Genomic DNA, 22922 nt, shown 5'->3' with positions numbered 1-22922 from the left:
AAAGCAAGGCTGTCTGGAATCATATCCGGACAGCCTTGCTTTTCTGTTTTAGTTGGTTATCACATTCGTGAAATACTCTTTGAACAGTTTTTCTGCCCGTTCCAGTTGTTCCGGAGCATTTTCCTTCACTTCTTTCAATTTGTAATCCCATCCCATGGCTTCGTATTTGTGAACACCCAGACGGTGGTAAGGAAGTATTTCCACCCGTTGTATCTGCCGGTATTTGCCGAGACTTTCACCCAGCAGGCGGATGTCTTCTTCCGAATCGCTGTAACCGGGGACCAGTACATAGCGCAGCCAGAAGGGGTGTTCATGTTCTTCGAGCCAGGCAGCGGTGCGGAGTGTCTGTTCGTTGCTTCGTCCCGTCAGCGTACGGTGGCGTTCGGGATTGAATTGCTTGATGTCCAGCAGCACGAGGTCAGTCAGGCTAAAGAGCTCTTCCACCTTTTCATTCCAGATGCCTCCGTTACTGTCCAGACAGATATGGATGCCGTTCGCCTTCAGCTCCTTGAAAAGAGGAATCAGCGCTTCTGCTTGCAGGGTAGGCTCACCGCCGGAGAAAGTAATACCTCCTTTCTTCCCGAAGAATGCCTTTTGGCTGATAGCCATTTGCAGAATCTCTTCCGGAGTGGTGGGAGTGCCTCCTTTTACATCAATCGTATCCGGATTGGCACAATACAGACAACGGAATGGACATCCTTGCAGGAAAACGACGAGCCGGAGACCCGGCCCGTCGAATGTTCCCATACTTTCGTAGGAGTGTACATTTATCATATTACATTCTTTCGTGGAATGAACGGCTGATGACTTCCAACTGATGCTCGCGGCTCAACTTCACGAAGTTCACGGCATAGCCGGAAACGCGGATGGTGAGTTGCGGATACTTTTCAGGATGTTCCATGGCATCTTCCAGCATTTCGCGGTTCAGTACGTTTACGTTCAAATGGTGGGCACCTTTGGTGAAGTAGCCGTCCATCATGGTTACCAGGTTCTCTACACGTTCTTCCGGTGTCGGGCCCAGTGATTTAGGAACAATGGAGAACGTATTGCTGATGCCGTCCTGCGAGTCGCGGTAGCGCAATTTGGCTACGGAGCTCAAGGAAGCGATGGCACCGTTCTTGTCACGTCCGTGCATTGGGTTGGCACCCGGAGCAAAGGCAACACCTTTGGCGCGTCCGTCCGGAGTGGCACCGGTCTTCTTGCCGTACATCACGTTGGAGGTGATAGTCAGCAAGGAAAGGGTGGGACGGGCATTCTTGTAGACAGGCAGCTTTTTCAGTTCTTCGCTGAAATAGTAAACGAGGTCTACTCCCAGGTGGTCCACACGGTCGTCATTATTGCCGAAGCAGGGGAATGAGCCTTCAGTGTCGAAACCTTCGGTCAGGCCGATTTCGTTGCGGCGTGCAGTGACTTTGGCATATTTGATGGCGGACAGTGAGTCTATGGCGATGGAAAGGCCGGCAACACCGTATGCCAGATTGATGCGTGGGTTGGTATCGATGAATGCCATCTGGGCCTTCTCATAATAATACTTATCATGCATGTAGTGGATGATATTCATGGCCTCGTTGTAGACACGGGCTATTTCAGTCAGTACCTTCTTGTAGTTGGCCATAACTTCCTCAAACTTCAGTGTCTCGCCGGTCAATACGGGAATACCTTTCACCATGACAGTTCCGGTGTTTTCGCAACGGCCACCGTTGATGGCAAGCAGCAGGGCCTTGGCAAGGTTGGCACGTGCGCCGAAGAACTGGATTTGCTTGCCGATGGCTTGGTAGGATACACAGCAGGCAATGCCGTAATCGTCGCAGTTGCGCACTTCGCGCATTAGGTTGTCGTTTTCGTACTGGATGGAGCTGGTATCTACGGAAACTTTGGCGCAGAAATCCTTGAAGCCTTCCGGCAGTTCGGGACTCCACAGTACGGTCAAGTTTGGTTCCGGAGAAGGACCGAGGTTGTATAGCGTCTGCAAGAAGCGGAAAGAAGTCTTGGTGACTTTCACGCGTCCGTCATTGAAGCGTCCTCCGATGGCTTCGGTCACCCAAGTCGGGTCACCGGCAAAGATATCATTGTACGACTGCATACGCAGATGGCGTACCATGCGCAGCTTGATGACGAACTGGTCTATCAGTTCTTGCGCAAACGTCTCATTGATTTTTCCGTGAGCCAGATCGTATTCAATGAATATATCGAGGAACGAAGATACGTTACCCAATGACATGGCAGCACCGTCTTGCTCTTTGATGGCAGCAAGATATGCCATGTATACCCATTGCACGGCCTCTTGAGCTGATGTAGCCGGATGGCTGAGGTCGAGTCCGTAATATTCGCCCATAACCTTGATGTCCTTCAAAGCTTTGATTTGTTCCGCCACTTCTTCGCGTAGACGGATGCGTGCTTCGGTCATCGGGCCGGTGAGGTTGCGCAAGTCCTCCTGCTTGGCTTCAATCAGACGGTCGATGCCGTAGAGAGCCAATCGGCGGTAGTCGCCGATGATACGTCCGCGGGCATAGTTGTCGGGCAATCCGGTAAGGAATCCCAGTGAGCGGAAGGAACGGATTTCTTCGGTATATACATCGAATACGCCGTCGTTATGTGTTTTGCGGTAATGGGTGAAGATGTCTTTTACTTTATCGTCCACTTCCACTCCGTTTTCACGGCATGCTTTTGCTACCACGTTGATGCCTCCGAAAGGTTTGATGGATCGTTTCAACAGTTCATCAGTCTGCAAACCGACAATAAGTTCATTGTCCTTATCAATATACCCGGCTTTATGAGAAGTGATGGTAGATACGGTGGTATTGTCCAGTGAACGGACGCCATTGTTGTTCCTTTCTTCTTCGAGAGCCTTCAGACAGATGTCCCAGATACGTTTGGTACGTTCGGTAGGTCCCTGCAAGAAAGATGCATCCCCGGTATAGGGTGCGATGTTTTTACTGACGAAATCACTGACATTGATTTCTTTATTCCAAAGCCCATTGGTAAAGGTTTTGTTCAATTCCATAAAATTTGTTTTTGTTAGTAGGTTAGATAATGTTATCCTTTAGAGCGCACAAAAATACTGAATAAATTCCGTAATTTTATAAGAGATACTTCTCTTTTTATGTTGAACAGCATAAAATAACTATTATTAGGTAGTGAATGTCCGGGGGAGTAGAGATGTTAATACTTTCTTTATATGTGGTTTATGAATTGAAACAAGAACCGAATAATAATCTGCATTATTTACAAATGATGTAGGTTTAAGGAACAGTCGTATTCTGAACCTAATTCAGTCGTATAGTGAATGCCATTCAGTCGTATACTGAATAGGGTTCAATCGTATACTGAATGTGGTTCTTTGTAAATATACTGATAGCCAGTAAGTTATAAAACTCTGTCTTGCCCTTGATAAATTTCAACAAATAGCCTAAATGCCGTTATGTTCGTTCCGTAGTGGGTATAAACAAGAATTTTGGTATAATTGCTCTGTTTTTGTGCAGAAAAGTTTGTAGAATAAAAAATGATTTGTATCTTTGCACCGCTTTAAAAGAAAAGCACTTCTGAAAAAGAAGTTTTGGAGAGGTGGCAGAGTGGTCGATTGCGGCGGTCTTGAAAACCGTTGTGCTGCGAGGCACCCGGGGTTCGAATCCCTGTCTCTCCGCAATAAAGGGTGTAAATCAAGCATTTGCGAGATTTACACCCTTTATTACACCCAAGAATGTAAAATTGGGTGTTTTTGTATTTTTTAAGATTCTTCAAAAGAATGTCAATTACAAAGCGATTGGTATTTCTATGGACTGGCAGAATGAACCTTTATGACGAAAAATATAGTTATTCAAAAAAATAAATATCTTAAATATGGAATTCATTTGCCAAATATGAAATTTCTATTCATATATTCCTCTTTTGTAATTCATTAGATATTGGGTAAAAGTCTTGCCTGTTTCTTTTTTGAAAAAACGCATGAGGTGACTGGGGTCGGAAAAGTGGAACTCGTCTGCCAGTTGGCTCACATTCAGATTGGAGAACAGTAGCTCATTTTTCAGCTCTTCCAAAAGACGTTGCTTGAGTAAGTGAATGGCTGATACACCAAATTGCGCCATGACAGAATTATTCAAGGTGATACGACTTACCCGAAGCATATCAGCATATTCTTGAACGCGCTGTGTCGTTCGGATATGTTTTTCGAGTAAGTCCTTGAATTTGAATGCGTAATTGTTTTTTGGCACTTCGACAGGTAGACGATAAGTTTGAGCGTATGCCCGGTTGATAATTACCAGTAGATAATAAAGCACTGACACAATGAGGTTGTAAGTGTCTACCACAGGATGTTGTAGTTCTTGTTTTATCTTTTTTAAGAGGCGCATATATTCCGTCAGCTCCTCCGGCTCGGCAAACAAGTAGGGCGGTGTATCAGTCTGATAATAATACAACAGCCGATATACGAAGAACTTGTCAGCAATGAACGTGCGCATAAAGTCTTCGCGGAAAATAAGAAAAGTGTAATCTAGTTCTACCTCGTTCACGTGCCATTCCTGTTGCTGGTGCGGCGACAAAAGCAGCACCATACCATCCCGTAACTCCACTTTTCGGAAGTTCAGCAACAAATATCCATTGGCACGACGAAAGAAATAGAAGCTGAAAAAATCTGTCTTAAACGCCTTATGCTCGGTCAAGACACCACAGATGTCCTTGCTTTCGCCTGTGTTAATGTAGAAGTCTACGCCACATTGCGTTTTATTGAACGGAACGCTTACAAGTCTTTCGGGATTGATTATAGCTTTCATCACTCTTGTTTTTTGCTTTCTGCAAATATACATCATTCTTTTATCAAAATGGCATATATTCCTGTTTTTAAGGCATAGAGACATTGGGATATCCTTTCGAACTTTGTACCCGAAAAATAATACAAAACATAACATCATGAACGAAAAAGCAATTATTCGGTTGGTACGCAGTGCCACCTTGAAAATCAACTATGCAGGACATACCATTCTTATTGACCCCGTATTTGCCGACAAAGGAACCCTGCAATCAGCTCTCGGTGTATATAAGAATCCGAGGGTACATCTCGTAATGCCTATTAGCGACATTACTGAAGGTGTTGATATGGTACTGCTCACCCACAACCACATCGACCATTACGAACCAAGTGTAAAGCAGCATTTGCCGAAAGACATTCCTTTCTACACCCAGCCACAAGATAAGGCCGCCATCCTGAAAGATGGTTTCTCAAATGTAGAAGCGATTGAAGAGAGCATAACCTTAGGTCATCTGACCATCCACCGTGCTATTGGCCATCACGGTTTCGGTCAGATAGGCCAGATGATGGGACCTGTTTCGGGCTATGTGCTGATGTCCGAAGGGCTTCCGACTATTTATATCATGGGCGATTGCAAATGGGAAGAATGTACTCTTGCTACCGTGGAAAAGTATCGTCCTAATTATATTGTGGTGAACAGTGGCGGTGCGGTATTCCCCGAATTCTCTAAGACGGACGGTTGTATCATCCCCAATGAACAGGAAGTAATGGCGATGCTTGACACACTCCCCCCACACATCAAGCTGATTACCGTACACATGGATGCCATCGATCATTGCCAGACCACCCGTGCCATCCTTCGCAACGAAGCTCGCCATCACGGGACGGATATGAGCCGACTGATTATACCGGAAGACGGAGAAAGCATAACACTTAAATAACTGTATAAACAATCATTTCAAAATATTAGAAAGATGAAAAAGATTAGGAAAATCGCGGTAGAACAGAATTTCGCCGCGATCAGTGTCGGTAAGTTGAATGAACTGAATGAATACGAACTTCAGCTTGGCCCGGATGTGAAAATTCCCGGAAAAGTATTCTGCAGCACCGCTCTCGGAACTACGGGAAGCGAGTTTTCTTTCCAGTCATTCGCCCCGGGTACAGAAACCGGATTTCTGCATAGTCACAAGAGTCATGAGGAACTTTATTTTTTCCTCTCCGGTAAAGGTGAATTTCAAGTAGACGGAACAGTGTTCCCAGTGGAAGAAGGTAGCGTTGTCAGGGTATCTCCTGCAGGAAAACGAAGTGTCCGTAACAACGGAACGACTCCGCTCCTCATGCTCTGCATACAATATTGCAGCAATACATTCTCACAGGAGGATGCCACTGACGGAATCATACTGAAAGAACCGGTAAAATGGAAAGTCTCTCCGAAATGATTCTAAAAAGGAACTCTAAGCAGATGACTATCTGTATAAAATCCCTGATAAAGAATATGAACATAGTGGTAGGCTGCTCCATCGGGTGCAGCTACTGCTATGCCCGTAACAACTGCCGCCGTTTCCATATTACGGACGACTTCTCCGTACCGGAATATATGGTGCGAAAGCTGCGTATCATCGACACGCCCAAGCCTCACGTATGGCTGATGACCGGAATGAGCGATTTCTCCGATTGGAAGCCTGAATGGAATGCGGAAATATTCAGACGAATGAAAAGCAATCCGCAACACGCTTATATATTCCTTACGAAATGTCCGGACAAGATCAGTTTCTCTACAGATGACGAGAATGTATGGATGGGCGTGACCGTCACGCGCAATTCCGAAAAAAAGCGGCTAGACGATTTGAAAAGAAATATCAAGGCCAAGCACTACCATGTCACTTTCGAACCTATTTTCGATGAAATCGGCGATATAGATTTCGAGGGTATCGACTGGATTGTCATAGGTACGGAGACCGGACATCGGAAAGGCAAAGTGGATTCCCGTCCCGAATGGGTGCTTCACATTGCCGACCAAGCCCAAACACAGGGCGTCCCCGTGTTTATGAAAGAGGATTTGCTGCCTATAATGGGCGAAGAAAGGATGATTCAGGAACTGCCGGAACAATTTACAAAACGCTTACAATGAATACCGAAATAATCAAAGAAATAGACGTACAGAGCGTTATGACCAAATCCTCACTGCCGGTCGGAGGATATTCGGTCAACCCTTACGTGGGCTGTCCCCACGCCTGTAAGTATTGCTACGCATCGTTTATGAAACGATTCACCGGGCATACAGAACCGTGGGGTGCATTTCTGGACGTGAAGAACTGGAAACCGATAGCCAATCCGCACAAATATGACGGAGAGCGCATTGTGATAGGTTCCGTGACGGATGGTTACAACCCGTATGAGGAGCAATTTTGCCGTACCCACAGGCTGCTCGAAGAGCTGCGTGGGAGCAACGCCGAGATTATGATATGCACTAAGTCCGACCTTGTCCTGCGCGACCTCGACCTGTTGAAGCGTTTTCCCAAAGTAACGGTGTCATGGTCGGTCAATACGCTTGACGAGCGTTTTCGTACGGATATGGACAATGCCGTGAGCATAGAACGTCGTCTGAACGCAATGCGTCAGGTCTATGAGGCGGGCATCCGTACCGTGTGTTTTGTATCGCCCATATTCCCCGGAATAACCGATATGAAGGCGATTATCGAGAAAGTGAAAGGATATGCCGATTTGATATGGCTCGAAAACCTGAATCTGCGCGGGCAGTTCAAGGGAGGGATAATGACGTATATCCGTGAGAAGCATCCCGACCTCTTTCCGTTATACGAAGAAATATACAACAAAAAGAGGCTTGATTACTGGCAGGCATTGGAACAGGACATTTCCCAATACGCCAAGGCACAGGGGTTTCCATATAGAATAAATGATTTGCCTTACGGGCGCTCGGAAAAAGGCAAGCCGGTTATCGTAAATTATTTCTACCACGAAAAGATACGATTGACTAAATGAGGGAAAGATATTGACAATATGGTATATTAATAGTGAATAAGATATTCTTTTATTGCTTATTTTACTTTAGAATAGTTAGACAACTTAGATTTTGTACTATATATTACGATAGAAGTACAATCCATGATGAATTGTACTTCTCTATATTACATCCTGAATCCTCTGGATTTTTGTTCTTTCTGCACTGAGTTACGCAGATGCTGCTGTAACTTCTCCCATTGTTCTTTGAACCATTCGCTGATTGGCTGTTGGTTTATAGTCAGCATCAATTTATTCTTATCGATCGGGCTTCGTTCAATTTTGAAAATTACATTTTTTGTTTCAAATCTCTGTCTATATTCTTCGGAATAGATTTTTCCACTACATCTGAGAGCTTCCTTTTTGTATAAAAGAGAATCAACCATCCCCTTGGTAAAACCAGTGACATAGCATAATTTTTCCATTCTCAGCATTTCTTTGAGTAATGGGAACCAGCATAATGCCTTTTCAAGCAGGGTGTTTAGCCGTGATATTTCTTTGTCTTTAGCTTCAATCTCTTTATTATGTATTCCTTGAAGATTGCGTATTTGTCTGCCGTGCTGTTCCTGCATTTGTTGCATCTGAATTTTTAATTCATCAGTAGCTTTGTCCCGGTTGGCAATCTCCTGATGTAGCTGCTCGATGTTATGTTCCAGTTCTTTCAACTTACCGCTTCCGAAAAGAGAACCTACGCTGCTGGTTATGGCAGTGGCTACATCGGTAGCTGCACTTTTGAGTTTGTCTGTACGTATCTCAGCTTTTACCTGTTTGAGTTCCTGTTCGGCAAGGCTTACCTGTTGCTCCTTGTGTCGCTTGGTTTCTTCTATACGTTGCAGTTCGGCTTTCTGCTTCTCAATGATGAAATCGTTTCGTTCCAGATGCTCTTTACCTGTGACAGCTTTTGTCTGCCCACGTTCCATTAGCAGAATATCGGAAGCAAGGGTCTGCATGGTTGCCATATCCTCGTCATTGAGCTTTCGGCTCTTCCCGGTTTCGTGGTTCATCCAGTCGAATACGATATGAGCATGATAGTTCGGCTTGAACCATCTGCTTCCTATTTGGAAGCTCTCTTTGTCTTCCGCTTCCGGCTGACCGTTCAGCCAATGCCCTTCGTCTTTATGCAGGAAAATCTGTAGCGGAGTGATGCCCCAGCGTCTTTGGCACTCTTCACCGAATTTGCGTACATCAGCCAGTGTGGTGTCCGGTCTGATAAGCAATACTCCTTCACGGATGGGTGAGCATCCCGCCACCTTGATAATCTTTCCATTCTTTCCCTTGCGTTCCCTTTCCTTTTCCTGCATGGCACGTCCGGTCTTTTCCTTGACCATTTGCTTGATATTGTCATAATGAGTTCGCAGTTCGGGAGTGCCGAAGTCGGGATTTATCCACTGTTCGTTATCGGTGGAAAGTTCGGGAACGACATAGATTCTGGACTCCCCGATATTACGCATATACTCGGCAGTCCTTCGGTTGTGTGCCTCGCTCGATGCGATGTTGCAAGGCTTGATGTGTATGCTTGATTTTGTTGCCATAGCTTCTTTTCTTTGTTTACAATTAATTTACTTTGCTCGCTTTCGCAGAGGGGTTATTTTATGAATCTCGGCTGCATTCGGCATAGGTCAAGCAAGTTTGCCTCTGCTCTCATTTGCACGAGATTTCTTAGGGGTAACCCATAAGCGGAGATTGCAAAGAGAGGGTCACTCTTTGCTCGGGGTTCTCAGGGGTGAAACGCCCTGAGTGGGTCATTAGGGCAAAGCCCTAATCCCCTCGGGAGAGCCCACAACTACGAAAGCGGAGCGTGTAGTTATAGTGGGCTATAACCGGAAGCCGCTCTTCTTCTCCGGTGATTGGCTGCGCACCCCTTTGGCGGACTGGAGCTGCCTTTTTCTTTCAACCTGTTTCTGTAAGTATTCGTTCAAGTCCTTGCATCCGCTGTAAATCTGCGAAGCGTCCCGGATGTACCGGTCTCTGCCGTATTCCATGCGGATTTGCCGGAGTGCTTCCATTCCTGCATGGTCGTTGTCGAAAAAGCAGTGGATGCGTTCGTAATTGCCCAACGGATAGAGAGCCTTGTTCACATTCGATACGGAGTTCAATACAATATAGTCCTGCCCGTCCAATTCCGGATAATTTGGGCAGCTCTCTTGTCTCAATGTCAGAAAGGAAAGGTAGTCCATGAAACCCTCGAACACATAGCAGGCAGTCCTTGCTTTTCCCGACTGTCTGATGTGGGAGATTTCCTTGGGGGCGATGCAGCCCTTGAAATAGGGGTTACGAACCTCAAACCCACCCGAACCGTTAGGGAATGCGATGGCAAAGTAACGCTTGCCGTTGTGGGTGTAACGGGCTTCACTACATTCTCTTTTTGCCAGTTCCAGATTTATTCCTCTACCTTGTAAATAGGAAAGCAGGGCAGGAGACGATAGCGGTACTATCTCCAGCTGTTGGAAGCTCGGACCGAAAGAGTCCTGCTTGCCAAAAGAGAAAGATACCGGGTGTACATGCGGTGTCTGTTCCGCAATCCGCTCCAGCAGGTAAGGTACATGGTCGGTAGCATACAGGTGTGCAGCCAGTTCAATGATACCGCCCCCTTTCCCTAAACGTAGGCTCGGTACAGAACGCCTTACTGCCTTTCGGCAGTAGGTTTTCCCGTACCTGCCCCCAAACCGTACTTGCATGTCTCCACGCATACGGCTCTCCGTTGATAACATGACTTTATTTAGCATGGCTGTGTATTTTGGCATAACACTTTTCACAGACAACCAATGTCTTCCTATGCTTTTCAAGCATCAGCCTGTCGCATTCAGTTTTTCCTTTAAGCTGATTTAGCTTTCTGACATGACGCATGACTACAGGTCCGACTTTTCCACATAATTCACATGTTCTCGCATCCAATCGCTCAGTAAGTGTCGGCTGTGGAATTGCGATTGTGTAGGATAAGTCGTTTACCTCCGTATAGTACATTGGTGGTTTACGTTTGAATCCCTCATTATAGAATTTCCTGTACCGTAATTTACCTTTTGCATCCTGATATGGCACTATAATGTCATTCCCAACCTTATATTTGTCAATGACTTTGCTTACAGTGCTATTGGTTTTTCCTGCAATGGTATGGTACATACTGTACTCCATGATGTATCCAAACTTTGAGAGCGCGTATGCCACGTTGTTGGCAATGCAGTAGTAGTTGTAGAACCCTCTGATTTCAGAGTTATATGCCGCCACTATGTCCTCGATTTTCTTCTTCATAAGATTGCCTCTGAACTTTGCAAACCAAACTTGTCGGCCATTTTCTACCTTGTATCTGATGGCGCTGTATTCTTCCAGTTTGTTCCGCACCGTTTCTATGGCGACCTTTAGGACTATCTTACCGTTGTAATAACGGGCTGGCACATTGTTCTTGTCCCGCTTGATAGCATCAGACTTACGGACTGAAACATCGAAGCCAAGAAATTTCGCGGGCTTTTGTGCGTTTGTTATCAATGTCTTTTCCTGTGACAGTTCCAGCTTGAGGTTTTCTTCCATATACTTGGTAATGTCCGACTTGATTTTAACGCACTCTGCCTTGCTTCCGATAACACCAATGAGGAAATCATCTGCGTATCTTACGTATCGAAGCCTTCTGTATGTTTCATCCATACTGTCTCTGCTCTCAATCTTTTGCCTTTCACGTCTCAGTTTCTCATACTCATCCCTAAGCTGTAATCTGACATCTGCATCCTGTATGTTCTTGATGCTTTTAAGGATGCGTTGCATCTTATCGCTAAGTTGCTTGTATTCTTTGGTGATGTGTCTTTCTTTTCCCTTATTGAAGCGTAGGGCGTATTCTTCCATATACTTGTCAAAATTATCAAGATAAATGTTTGCCAGTATAGGACTGATATTACCGCCTTGTGGAGTTCCCTTGTTTGTATTATGAAACTTCCAGTCTTCAATATATCCCGCATTCAACAACTTGCGGATAAGCCTTAGAAATCTATCATCGGCAATCCGTTTCCGCAAAGTTGCAATCAATACATTGTGGTCTATGTTGTCGAAGAATCCTTTAATGTCTCCTTCCACAAACCATTTTGTACCTGTAAATGTCTTTTGGATATGGGTCAATGCGGTATGGCAGCTTCTGTTTGGTCTGAATCCATGTGAGGTGTTTGCAAACACCTCTTCATAGACGGCTTCAAGAATCATGCGCACCACCTCCTGTACAAGTTTGTCCTCAAAGGAAGGAATTCCAAGCGGTCTTTTCTTACCGTTTTTCTTGGGTATGTATATCCTTTTTGCCGGATTAGGCTTGTAAGACTCATCTCTCAAAGATGCAATGACTTTGTTTATTCTTTGAAGACTCATCCGATTGATGGTTTTCCCATCCGTACCGGGTGTCATATTGCCTGGTTTGGCGTAAATACGCTGGTAAGCAACATGAAACATCTCCTCATTGAATAAGATACGGTACAGCCTTTCGAACTTGTAATCCGAAACTTTACCATGCTTGTTTAAAGCTTTTAATACTTGCTCAGGACTTCTCATAATGTCTCACACATTTTCCATTATTTGTATTAAGTTATCTAACTGCTTCCCTTCGCCATGTTACAAGGCTTTCCCTTGCTCGGACTACTACGGAAGCTCCGTTCCCATGTCAGATATTCAGGGTCCTATGCCCATAGCCTTACGGCATTCTGATTTAGGGAATCCCCATTTGCTTTCACAATAACTGTTTGGCTCGGCAGACTGTCGGATGCGACTTACGTTCCTATTCCACTTATTGTGGTTGCTCTGAAGCCAGCTCCTGCTCCATTGTAATTTCGGTTTACATGGGGTGCTTCAGCCCGACGTGAATCAAATACCTTTCGTCGGGGCTGGTACGTGTGCAGCAGAACTATCGTTCAACCAATCAGGCTTCATCCTTGTGTCTGTCTTTTCCTCTCGCCATGCAGTCGCAGCTTGGTATTTAGCTGACTAATGACTTTACCGACATGCTTTTGTCACCTTTGGATTTCTCCTCCAGCTAAGTCGTTGAGGATAGGTCTGTTGAACTCTAACCTAATCTCTTGCCATAGAGATATTTATTGTGTAGCCTATATGGGCGCATCGAAGTCGTACCACTGGTTGCGTTCGGTGTTCACTTTGAAGGAAGCCTCTGTTTCTTCCCTCAAGGGAGATTTGTACCAAAGGTTGATACCCTGCTGTTTGACGGGTGAATACCCCAGGCTGTGCAGGTAGTCAGCCAGATTGATTTGTTTTGCAGTCTCGATGTTCATAAGGAAATCGTTTTTAGTGAGTGCTTTGATTATTTCTCTTTTTGCCCGCAACTCTTAAAAGTATGCGGTCAGTACAATCACTTCACTAAACTCCTAATATATAGACCCCCGGAATAAAGTGAAGTGATTTGTCTGTTTCTGAAATCACTTCACTAAATTGTCGTATATATAGGATACGGGAATAAAGTGAAGCGATTTTCGGGATTGTCGGCTAATAGTGGTAATCGGGCTTGAAGGAATACTTCCTGCCGTTTTCCTGCACTATCATCCGTTTGTTGCGCAGCATGGTGATAAGCGCCACTGCATTCTGGTGATTCAGTCTAACCCCTTCTGCCAGATAAGTCCTGATTAAGGTGTCTTCCAGCTCCTTGTAGCCGTATTCCTCTTTCAGTGCAAAAGCGGCTTCCAGTGCGGCACGGTGCTGCGGTTCTGAAATATCCTTGTAAGGGTCAAACTTTTCCACCGAGGGTCTTCCCGGCTTCCTTGCTTCCGGCTTGTAGCCTTCCGCAAGTTCGGGCAGGGCTCTGTCGTTGATGCAGAATGCAAAAGGCTCGAAATCCATCGCCCGGATGTGCATGGCGGAAACATGGCTGATGTCGCTGTTCCCCTTGTCCTTTTCCACCAGCAGGACTGTTTCCGCCTTGTTGTTCAGTTCCGTACCAATGTGCCCTCTTGCGTTCTCATCCCCCTTGTTCTGATGCAGTATCGTATGGATATGAATCTGCCTGTCGTCCGTCCACTGCATCAGCTTGGATATGATGCGGGTGGATTCACCGGGGCTGTTGATGTCGTACACCATATCCCGGATGCCGTCTATGATGACCAGCCCAATATCCGGTGAGTGGTAGATAGCCTGTTCTACAATGCTGATGCGCTGTTCCGGGGTGTATTTTCTCAAAGCGAGAAACTCCAGATAACCGCTGTCCCTGTCATCGGGCAATCCTGCCATCCGCAGGATCCGCTTCATCACTTTCAGGCAGTGGTAGGGGCTTTGCTCCGTATCTATATAAAGCACTTTCCGCTTTTCCTCGGGCAGTTCAGCCGCATATCGTAACACGGTACCGTTCTTCAATGCAGCGGCTACGATAGCCGATACATTGAAGGTTTTCTTGCTCTTGGCTTTGCCGATGGATGCGCTGAAATTGCCCAGCGTCCCGATGACAGAGCCGTGTACTTTCAGAATTTCGGGGGCTTTTTCGTAGCATCTTGACAGACTTAGCCGGGATTCCTGCCAGAGGATAACGGCTTGTTCGGGTGATATTTCTTTTATATAGTCCATAATCACCTCCTTTATCTGCGTCCTCCGGTTTTCTTGCCAGCCAGTTCCAGCGCCAGTTCCGCATCCACGATAATCTTGCGTCCAATCTGGGTAATGGCTTTGTCTATCTTTCCGCTTTTCTTGATGCGGTTGGCTGTGGGCAGGCTGCACCCGAAAAGCTTGGCTATGCCGAGTATGCCGTACACGTACTTTCTTTCCGTGTCGGTGGTCGGCTGCGGTTGCGCCTCTGCCTGTACCGAAGCGTGTCTGCTTAGAAAAAGGAACTCTTCGCCTGTCATCTGCCAGACGGGTTTCACTAACAGTTCTTTGAGGTTGTTCATCGTCCGTATGATTACTTGTTTGACAATAGCCCTGCGCACAGGCTGTTTCTTCTGTTCTCGAACGATGCAAAATTAGGTAGGGTTTTGAGTGGTAAGTATGTGGATGATAGATATGGATTGTTCTGTTATATCGCTGAATATCAAGAAATAAAAATACCACTCAAAAATTATTTTGAGTGGTATAAGTGGTCATGTCGTAAAATATATTGGAATATCACGGGTTATCGGAATATTCCGTCCATTTCCTTGGCGAACTTTTGGTTGGGAATACTGGGTAAATCGGAAACGGGTTCCCTGTACTTGGACTTGTAATAGTCTTCATCAATATCCAGGTGTTTCAGGATGGCTTCCTTCCATTTGTCCTTATCCTGCCCCGGCAACTGCTCCCTCATCAGGGAAATCAGATAGCATACCCGTATCTTTTCCCTTGGCTTTATTTTCAGTACGCACTGGCAGGGATGCAGATTCATGCAGGCATAGAAATCCGGTGCGGTAATGTCTTCAAACTGTTCCCCTGCACAAACTTCATGAATTAGGGAAATCAGCTTCATGCTGAAATATTCAGGCAATCCGGCAGTCGTAGCTGTAGTCGATGCGGTTGTAGTTTCAGCTTCCGGCTGGCTGTCTGTACGGCTCTGCCTGTCTGCTTCGTTCGGTTGGCTTTCTTCGTCCGGTACATATTTGGTCAGGATGCCCATGAAGTGTACGCTAAGCAGGTAGATGTCGTCGCAACGGTTTTTCATGTATTGCCGGGCTTCTTTCCAGAGAAGGGTTTGCTGCTCATAAAGATGCTCCAGTTGGGCTTTCTCCCTTTCATATTCAGCCTTGCAACGCTCATATTCTCTTTCCGCCAGCTTTTCTTCTTCGGGTGTATGCTCTCGGTAGCCAATGGAATCATAGCGGTTGTTGGCTTCGTTCATCGGTTTGCGCAGCCTGTTTACCACTTCCATCTCTTCCTTGATGGTTTCCTTGTAGCGGTCTGCGTATTGGTAGCATACACGTATGATCACTTCGTCATGGAGAAGGCGGTAAGATTCATAAAGCCGTATGTATTCTTTGACTTCCTTTTTCAGACTTTTCAGCAGCAGGGTACATGGTTCTGGCGGTGTATGCAGCACCAGTTCAAGGATAGCTTGCTCAAAAGCCTTTATATCGCTCCATTTCGAGTAGAAATCAACGATGAATTTCTGCTTTTCAAAAGAGAAAGTATGGCTTACAATCCAATCTTTGCAGATTCTGTTCAGCTCCCCGTATTGAGGAATGAGGGTTGTTATCGTTTTCTGCATGGCATACTCTTATTATTGGGGATCCTTGTCAAGGAAAGAAGCCAGTTCTTCTTCCACTTCTTCTACGCTGGGCAACGCTGATTTCAATTTCTCGGGAATCGCCTTGCTCAATTGGTAATCGCTGATGCCGATGGGCTGGTCATAGCCGGAAAGGGCATACTGGGCAACCACTTCGTCCTTTCCTCTGCACAACAAAAGACCGATGGTCTTGTTGTCGTGTTCTCCTCTCAACTTATCATCCACCACGTTGATGTAAAAGTTGAGTTGTCCGGCATATTCCGGCTTGAAAGGAGTGGCTTTCAATTCTATGACAATATATGCGTGCAACGGAATGGAATATAGAATCAGGTCGGCAAAGAAATCGCTGTTTCCGACTTGGAAGTGCTTCTGCCGGGCAACGAAGGCAAAACCGTTGCCCATTTCCAACAGGTAGCGGGTAACGTGTTTCACCAGCTGTTCTTCAATATCCCTTTCGTCTGCTTTTTCTTTGGCTCCTGCCAAATCAAAGATGTACGGGTCTTTGAGTAGGTAATTGGCAAGGTCGCTTTGTGGAGCCGGAAGTGTGGTCGTGAAATTGTTTACCTTGTTGTTGCTGATTTGTCGGCTATACAAATCACTGTCAATTTGCATTTTCAATACATTGCTGCTCCATCCCATTTCCACAGACTGCTTCATGTACCAGTAGCTTAGACCTAAAGGTAGCGAACTGTCAAGTATAGTCATTTGGCTTGTCCAGTTTATTTTGGCTATAGGAGAGGTCAAGAAAACTTCTTCTATTTCCCTGATTCCCATCCTGTAAATGGCAGACACGGTTTTTCCCACATCTTCAAATTGCGCAGGAACTTCCTGCGTAATTGCTAATGATTGACAATCAATCGATTGTATTTGCGCAGTAAGTTCCTGCGTAAATTGCTTGTCATTCAGTTTTAATACTTCATTGGTCACACTCTGTATGGTTGGGACAGACAGGCTTGCATCTGTTTCTATGAAACTTTGCAACGCTCTTAAAGGATATGCTTTTGCAAACTGGCACATATAGGTAAGGTTACGTTCCGAATAGCCTTTCTTTTCAGGGTAATGCAGTCGGATAGCCTTTGCCAACTGCTTGATGATTTTGCTTCCCCATCCGTGCAGCTGCTGGTGATAAAGGATGTAATTGCCTATCTTCCAGTAATGGAACAGCATTTGTGCATTGGCTGCAACAATCAGCCTTACTTGTGCCTGTTCTATTTCCGAACCGACCGCTTGTATGAATGCATCAAAATTCGTTTTCTCTATGTTGGATTCCTTGTTGCTCATATTGTGATGATAATTTCTACAAATATAGTCATTGATAACTATCTATGAAACTGTTTGATACTTTTATAGTTGATTAAACTTGTTCATGGCATTTGCCTTAATATCATCCGCTATGTCAATGTAGGGTTTCATAGCTTTGTAGTCGCTGTGTCCCGTCCATTTCATGACCACCTGTGCCGGGATTCCGAGAGCCAGCGCATTGCAGATGAATGTCCTTCTTCCTGCATGGGTACTGAGCAAAGCGTATTTGGGTGTGACTTCATCAATACGTTCATTTCCCTTGTAGTAGGTTTCCCGTACAGGCTCGTTGATTTCTGCCAGTTCGCCCAGCTCTTTCAGGTAATCGTTCATCTTCTGGTTGCTGATGACGGGCAGAGCCATGTAATTCTCGAAATGGATGTCCTTGTATTTGTCCAGTATGGCTTTGCTGTATTTGTTCAGTTCAATCGTCAGGCTGTCGGCAGTCTTGACTGTGGTTATTTCGATGTGGTCGGACTTCACATCGCTTCTTTTCAGATTGCGAACATCCGAATACCGCAAACTCGTAAAGCAGCAGAACAGGAAAACATCACGCACACGTTCCAGGTATTGCTTATCCTTGGGTATCTGGTAGTCTTTCAGCTTGTTCAGTTCATCCCAAGTCAGGAAGATTACTTTTTTCGAGGTGGTTTTCAGTTTCGGTTTGAATGTATCGTATGCAATGTTCTGATGATGTCCTTTCTTGAAGCTCCAGCGCAGGAACCATTTGAGGAATCCCATTTGCTTGCCGATGGTGCTGTTTCTCATATCCTTGGTATCACGCAGGAAGTTGACGTATTCGTTCAATCCAAACTCGTCGAAATAGTTGAACGTTGCATCCTCCTTGAACTCTTTGAGGTGGTTCCTCACTGCTGCAAATTTTTCATAGGTGGATGCCGTCCAGTTATTCTGGTTACCGCACTCTTTTACAAACTCATCGAATACCTCCCAAAAGCTGACAGGGGCTTCTTCCGGCTGTTCTTCGCTGGTGTCTTTCATTCTCATGTTGAAAGCTTCCTTCAACTGTTGGGTCGTTGGCATGACCTCCTGCACCTCAAATTCCTTGAAAATATTCTGGATTTCGGCATAGTATTTCAGCAAGTCCGTATTGATTTCGGCTGCACTCTGCTTTAGCTTGTTGGTACATCCGTTCTTTACCCGCTGCTTGTCTGCATCCCATTTGGCTACGTCAATCCGGTAGCCCGTTGTAAACTCGATGCGTTGGCTGGCAAAGATGACACGCATACGGATGGGTACGTTCTCTACGATTGGCACACCGTTCTTTTTCCGGCTCTCCAATGCAAAAATGATGTTGCGCTTGATATTCATAATTGGGTGCGTTTGAAATTCTACACCCAAATATACACCCAATTATTGAGATAGCAAAAGACATTTAGAAACATTTAGTTTTACTCTATGTTGTAATTTGCACTTGATTATCAGTTGTTTGCGGTTTTATGAGATTCTGTGAAAGTATAAGTTCGAGAGCCTGTCTCTCCGCTGAACTAACCGGACAAAACCGGACAATGAACAGCCAAGTCCTACAAATTCAACGATTTGTGGGACTTTTTTTATCCCCTTATGTCTGCCCTACCGGACATCATTTAGACCCTGAAAGACAAAGTTAGTAACCTAACTCGTACCCCCGACAACTGAAAGTCCAAAAGGGGTACACTTAGTCCGAAATTGGCGAACTTCTGTCGCTATTTGGCGAGCCTGTATAAACTTCACTTTGAGCTAATTAACGTAGTTTTGTAACCTAAAAAAGTGAGTTTATGAAGAGTACATTTTCCGTTCTTTTCTTTGTGAAAAAGGACAAGCAAAAAATCAATGGCAGTTACCCTATTTTTGTCCGCATCACGATTGATGGTGTGGCAAGCCGTTTTAATTCCAAGCTGGACGTTCAACCCAAACTTTGGGACGGTAAGGCTGGTAAAGCCGCCGGACGTTCTGCGGAAGCTACCCGTATCAACCGATTGCTGGATGATATAAACGCATCCCTTAATACCATTTATCACGAACTGCAAAGGCGTGACAATTATGTTACCGCCGAAAAGGTGAAGAATGAATTTTTAGGGCATAGCGAGAACCACGACACCATCCTTAACCTTTTCCAAAAGCACAATGACGATGTGAAACAGTTGGTCGGCATATCCAAAACGATTGCCACTTATCGCAAATATGAAGTGACCCGCCGCCATCTTGCCGAGTTCATCCAAAGCAAATATAACCTGTCGGATATTTCTATAAAGGAAATAACCCCGATGTTCATTACTGACTTTGAGTTATATTTGCGTACTACCTGCAAATGCGGTTATAATACGACTGCCAAGTTCATGCAGTTCTTCAAGCGCATAATCCTGATAGCCCGTAATAACGGCATCCTGATAGGTGACCCGTTCGCCAATTATAAAATACGTTTGGAAAAAGTGGATAGAGGTTATTTATCAGAGGATGAAATAAAGATAATCCTCAAAAAGAAGATGGTTTCCGAACGGTTGGAACAGGTGCGTGATGTTTTTATCTTTTCCTGTTTCAGTGGTTTGGCTTATGTGGATGTTGCAAATTTAAAGGAAGATAATATCCGCAAGTCTTTTGATGGTAACCTATGGATAATTACGAAACGCCAAAAAACAAATACAGACGTGAATGTTCCCTTGCTGGATATTCCTAAAATGATATTGGAAAAATACAAAGGTAAATTGCCGGACGGAAAGGTACTTCCCATTATCAGCAATCAGAAACTTAATGCGTATTTGAAAGAAATAGCGGATGTATGTGGGATTAAAAAGAACTTGACATTTCACCTTGCGAGGCATACTTTCGCAACCACGACTACGCTTGCCAAAGGTGTACCCATTGAAACAGTCAGCAAGATGTTGGGACACACCAATATAGAAACGACACAGATATACGCCCGCGTCACCAACAACAAAATCAGTAACGATATGCAGGGGCTTGATAAGAAGTTTGTCGGCATTGAAAAAATCTACAAAGAAGTATCTATGAAATAGGTATATAGAGAACTTATCACAATTTGTGATAAGTCCCTTTATGCTTCCAATTACTCACCGTTAAATAATAACATTATGGACTTACAAATCATCCAAAACAAAATCTTTGAGGTCAGAGGTTGCCGGGTCATGCTCGATTTCCATTTGGCGGAACTTTACGGAGTACAGACCAAAGCCTTGAAACAGGCAGTAAAGCGTAATGAAAAGCGTTTCCCCGGTGATTTCCGCTTTACCATGACAAAAGAGGAATGGGACGAACTGGTCACAAATTGTGACCAGTTGCCGGAGAACCTGAAACACAGCTATATACTTCCCGATTGTTTCACCGAGCAGGGAGTAGCGATGCTATCCAGTGTTTTACGCAGTCAGACCGCCATAGACGTGAATATTTCCATCATGCGTGCTTTCGTCCTCATGCGCCAAATGTCAATCGGTTACGAGGAACTTCTTAAACGCATCGAAGAACTGGAACAGAGTACGGATGCACAATTCAGCGAGGTTTATCAAGCACTGACCCAGTTACTAAGCAAGCCCGAACCGAAGCCACGCAAACCGATAGGATATAGAACCTATGACGAATAACGGTTTAAGGTATTCGGTTGTCTAAGGGGTGTCACCAGTGATACCCCTTTTCAGTTCCCTAAAGTAATGTATCTCAATCACAAATTTTAGCAAAGTTACAGCCCGGTGGGGACAAATACCAAATCCGAGCCGTTCCGGTTTTCTAAAAAATCTCCACACCTGCGGGTCGTATTTTTTGAAAAGATATGGTTGAAGTCCCCGCCAAACTGTGGGTGTCCGGCAAAATTTCTTATTGTTTAATTTAAAATTCAGTAGTCATGAAAACAACAGAATTTACCATGCCGGAAATCACTATCTCTTATAAAGACAATGTAAAAGCATCCGAAAGGGTGAAAATACTCTCATCCGAAACGTCCTACTCTTATCTGAAACCGTTCTATGCGGAATGTATGGAACACCACGAAGAAAGTCATGTAATGTTCCTCAATCGGGCAAACAAGGCTTTAGGCGTTTCCCTTATTTCTAAAGGCGGCATGGCTGAAACTGTAATGGACGTGAAAATCATCCTGCAAACCGCCCTGAAAGTCCATGCTTCGGGCATCATCCTCTCACATAACCACCCATCGGGCAACCTGCGTCCGAGCGAACCGGACAAACAAATCACCTCAAAAATAAAAGAAGCCTGCAAGGTCTTGGATTTACACCTGTTAGACCATATCATCCTGACAGAAGAAAGCTATTACAGTTTTACAGACGAGGAGCTTTTATAAGCCCTTTTTTTACTCTCTCATTACCCAATACAAAAAGCCCGATGGCTTTTACTTCTATCCTCTCAAACAAGAGAAAAATTTTCCCTAAAACTGATTGGAACATTGTCAAAGGTATATCCGTGCCTGTTACTGTTCAAATTATTTTTTAGAAATCTCCACACCTGCGGGTAGTATTTCATAAATAATAATTTGCCCTGTACCAGTCCCGAACCTTTGAAAAGACAATGTTCCCATTCAGTTAAAGGAAAAATTTACGTGGTGGGCGACAAGCGATGTAAACGATTAAAATTCAAAAGTCATGGAAGCAGTAACATTATCAGAAGCAAGAGTTTATGTAGGTACTTACAACAAGTATAACAGTGGTTCACTTTTCGGCAAGTGGTTAGACCTTTCCGACTATTCGGACAAGGACGAGTTTTTGGAAGCGTGTCGGGAACTCCACGAGGACGAAGAAGACCCGGAATTTATGTTTCAGGACATCGAGAACATACCCGAAGCCCTGATTTCCGAAAGTTGGCTTTCTGATAAGTTCTTTGAGCTACGGGATGCCATCGAAAAACTAAGCGAAACCGAGCAGGAAGCATTTTTCGTATGGTGCGACCATCACAACAGCGATATAAGCGAAGAAGATGCGGACGACCTTGTTTCTTCCTTTGAGGACGAATATCAGGGAGAATATAAAGACGAGGAAGATTACGCCTATGAAATCGTAGAGGAATGTTACGAACTGCCGGAGTTCGCAAAGACCTACTTTGATTATTCGGCTTTTGCCCGTGACTTGTTTATGACTGATTACTGGATGGATAACGGTTTTGTTTTCCGTTGTGCCTGATTACTAATCGGGTGGAGCAATCCACCCGCAACACACAAAGACAATGAAAGTATATAATAACATAAAGACCGTTTTAAGGTGGGTAATACTGGCTTTTATTATCTATCAGGTAGCCACCAGCACCACCGGAGCATGGATAGTCCTAATCATAGGCTTTTATATAGTCCGGTTCTTTCTCTGGCTGTTTATCTCCGCCGTTTACCTGTTGTGTATGGCTTTTATTTTCATTGTACTGCTTTCGCTTTTGATTATCTGACAACTCATTTTAAATTATAACGATATGGAAACTTTAAACAAAAACGGGGTAAGCATTACCCAAACACCGGGAGAGGAAAAATATGTAAAATGCTGTTTAGGCGCATTCATGAAAAAGGGTTTATAGTATTAGACTTATCGCGTTCCAAAGAAAACAATTTAGGTATTTGCTAAGATGCTTAAAAACTGCAAAGAATAATAGGACATAGAAATCCAGTTAAACTACTTTCATTTATGAGTAGAAACTAAATTGAAAGTTCGTAAATGATTTAGGCATCTATAAAAATTGGAAGAACTCTACCTCTAT

20 protein-coding genes, 1 tRNA gene and 2 pseudogenes are annotated in these 22922 nt (G+C 44.6%); 11 read left to right on the top strand and 12 right to left on the bottom strand.

Annotation, left to right across the window (positions count from 1 at the left end; all coding sequences use genetic code 11):
• Positions 1-48: 48 nt before the first annotated feature.
• Together pflA and pflB are read right to left on the bottom strand one after the other, a co-directional pair.
• Positions 49-774, bottom strand: a complete 726-nt coding sequence (gene pflA / locus DWZ03_RS10710; protein ID WP_120129931.1) for a pyruvate formate-lyase-activating protein — start codon at positions 772-774, stop codon at positions 49-51.
• 1 nt (position 775) lies between these two features.
• The gene (gene pflB / locus DWZ03_RS10705) at positions 776-3004 is read right to left on the bottom strand and encodes a formate C-acetyltransferase (RefSeq protein ID WP_016272712.1); all 2229 of its coding nucleotides are present in this window, start codon (positions 3002-3004) and stop codon (positions 776-778) included.
• Positions 3005-3558: 554 nt separating this feature from the next.
• On the opposite strand from pflB, the gene DWZ03_RS10700 reads away from it, so the two are divergent.
• Positions 3559-3643 (top strand) — tRNA-Ser (locus DWZ03_RS10700).
• 226 nt (positions 3644-3869) lie between these two features.
• Here DWZ03_RS10700 and DWZ03_RS10695 read toward each other — a convergent pair.
• A complete protein-coding gene (locus DWZ03_RS10695; protein WP_025819263.1) occupies positions 3870-4769 on the bottom strand; it encodes a helix-turn-helix domain-containing protein in 900 nt (299 codons plus the stop codon).
• Between the two features lie 136 nt (positions 4770-4905).
• On the opposite strand from DWZ03_RS10695, the gene DWZ03_RS10690 reads away from it, so the two are divergent.
• From DWZ03_RS10690 to DWZ03_RS10675, 4 genes are read left to right on the top strand one after another with little or no spacing between them, the layout of a single operon-like run.
• A complete protein-coding gene (locus DWZ03_RS10690) occupies positions 4906-5685 on the top strand; it encodes an MBL fold metallo-hydrolase (RefSeq protein ID WP_005924041.1) in 780 nt (259 codons plus the stop codon).
• 33 nt (positions 5686-5718) lie between these two features.
• Complete coding sequence (locus tag DWZ03_RS10685) at positions 5719-6183, top strand: cupin domain-containing protein (protein ID WP_005924039.1); 465 nt, start codon at positions 5719-5721, stop codon at positions 6181-6183.
• A 23-nt stretch (positions 6184-6206) separates the two neighbouring features.
• The gene (locus tag DWZ03_RS10680) at positions 6207-6875 is read left to right on the top strand and encodes a radical SAM mobile pair protein A (RefSeq protein WP_005924036.1); all 669 of its coding nucleotides are present in this window, start codon (positions 6207-6209) and stop codon (positions 6873-6875) included.
• Positions 6872-7747 (top strand): radical SAM mobile pair protein B, encoded by an 876-nt coding sequence (locus tag DWZ03_RS10675; protein WP_005924033.1) that lies wholly within the window; start codon positions 6872-6874, stop codon positions 7745-7747. The genes DWZ03_RS10680 and DWZ03_RS10675 overlap by 4 nt, the downstream gene beginning before the upstream one ends.
• Before the next feature lie 146 nt (positions 7748-7893).
• Here the strand turns inward: DWZ03_RS10675 and DWZ03_RS10670 are convergent, their stop codons facing one another.
• From DWZ03_RS10670 to DWZ03_RS10630, 9 genes and pseudogenes are all read right to left on the bottom strand, one after another.
• On the bottom strand, positions 7894-9297 hold the full coding sequence (locus DWZ03_RS10670) for a hypothetical protein (RefSeq protein WP_022210005.1): 1404 nt from the start codon (positions 9295-9297) through the stop codon (positions 7894-7896).
• Between the two features lie 282 nt (positions 9298-9579).
• Positions 9580-10476: a toprim domain-containing protein gene (locus DWZ03_RS10665; RefSeq protein WP_022210006.1), complete on the bottom strand. Its 897-nt coding sequence runs from the start codon at positions 10474-10476 to the stop codon at positions 9580-9582.
• A gap of 4 nt (positions 10477-10480) precedes the next feature.
• Complete coding sequence (locus tag DWZ03_RS10660; protein ID WP_004308094.1) at positions 10481-12289, bottom strand: reverse transcriptase/maturase family protein; 1809 nt, start codon at positions 12287-12289, stop codon at positions 10481-10483.
• A 563-nt stretch (positions 12290-12852) separates the two neighbouring features.
• Positions 12853-13020, bottom strand: a pseudogene (locus DWZ03_RS10655) (DNA primase); the annotation flags it as partial.
• Positions 13021-13231: 211 nt separating this feature from the next.
• Positions 13232-14299 carry an AAA family ATPase gene (locus DWZ03_RS10650; RefSeq protein WP_117463820.1) on the bottom strand — a complete coding sequence of 356 codons (1068 nt, stop codon included), beginning with the start codon at positions 14297-14299 and terminating at the stop codon, positions 13232-13234.
• 11 nt (positions 14300-14310) lie between these two features.
• Positions 14311-14619: a DUF3853 family protein gene (locus tag DWZ03_RS10645; protein ID WP_005654521.1), complete on the bottom strand. Its 309-nt coding sequence runs from the start codon at positions 14617-14619 to the stop codon at positions 14311-14313.
• 221 nt (positions 14620-14840) lie between these two features.
• Entirely contained in the window at positions 14841-15905 is a 1065-nt protein-coding gene (locus tag DWZ03_RS10640) for a hypothetical protein (protein ID WP_115485124.1), read from the bottom strand.
• Positions 15906-15917: 12 nt separating this feature from the next.
• Positions 15918-17204, bottom strand: coding sequence for a YhcG family protein (locus tag DWZ03_RS10635; RefSeq protein ID WP_007756662.1), 1287 nt, complete (start codon positions 17202-17204; stop codon positions 15918-15920).
• Positions 17205-17267: 63 nt separating this feature from the next.
• Entirely contained in the window at positions 17268-18551 is a 1284-nt protein-coding gene (locus DWZ03_RS10630) for a site-specific integrase (RefSeq protein WP_007756660.1), read from the bottom strand.
• A gap of 446 nt (positions 18552-18997) precedes the next feature.
• Between DWZ03_RS10630 and DWZ03_RS10625 the strand changes: the two genes are divergently transcribed.
• From DWZ03_RS10625 to DWZ03_RS10600, 6 genes and pseudogenes are all read left to right on the top strand, one after another.
• Positions 18998-20236, top strand: coding sequence for a site-specific integrase (locus DWZ03_RS10625; RefSeq protein ID WP_120129929.1), 1239 nt, complete (start codon positions 18998-19000; stop codon positions 20234-20236).
• A gap of 75 nt (positions 20237-20311) precedes the next feature.
• Positions 20312-20818, top strand: coding sequence for an ORF6N domain-containing protein (locus DWZ03_RS10620; protein ID WP_044546114.1), 507 nt, complete (start codon positions 20312-20314; stop codon positions 20816-20818).
• A 257-nt stretch (positions 20819-21075) separates the two neighbouring features.
• Entirely contained in the window at positions 21076-21528 is a 453-nt protein-coding gene (locus DWZ03_RS10615) for a JAB domain-containing protein (protein ID WP_120129927.1), read from the top strand.
• A gap of 298 nt (positions 21529-21826) precedes the next feature.
• A complete protein-coding gene (locus tag DWZ03_RS10610) occupies positions 21827-22360 on the top strand; it encodes an antirestriction protein ArdA (RefSeq protein WP_044546538.1) in 534 nt (177 codons plus the stop codon).
• Between the two features lie 43 nt (positions 22361-22403).
• Positions 22404-22616: a hypothetical protein gene (locus DWZ03_RS10605; RefSeq protein WP_057318695.1), complete on the top strand. Its 213-nt coding sequence runs from the start codon at positions 22404-22406 to the stop codon at positions 22614-22616.
• A 24-nt stretch (positions 22617-22640) separates the two neighbouring features.
• A pseudogene (locus DWZ03_RS10600) lies at positions 22641-22724 on the top strand (DUF3873 family protein); the annotation flags it as partial.
• Between the last annotated feature and the right edge of the window lie 198 nt (positions 22725-22922).

The organism is Bacteroides sp. AF29-11 (assembly GCF_003602895.1).
GTDB classification, from domain to species: Bacteria; Bacteroidota; Bacteroidia; order Bacteroidales; family Bacteroidaceae; genus Bacteroides; species Bacteroides uniformis.
Note: the sequence above shows the minus strand (reverse complement) of the source record. Positions and strands in the feature narration are given on the sequence as shown.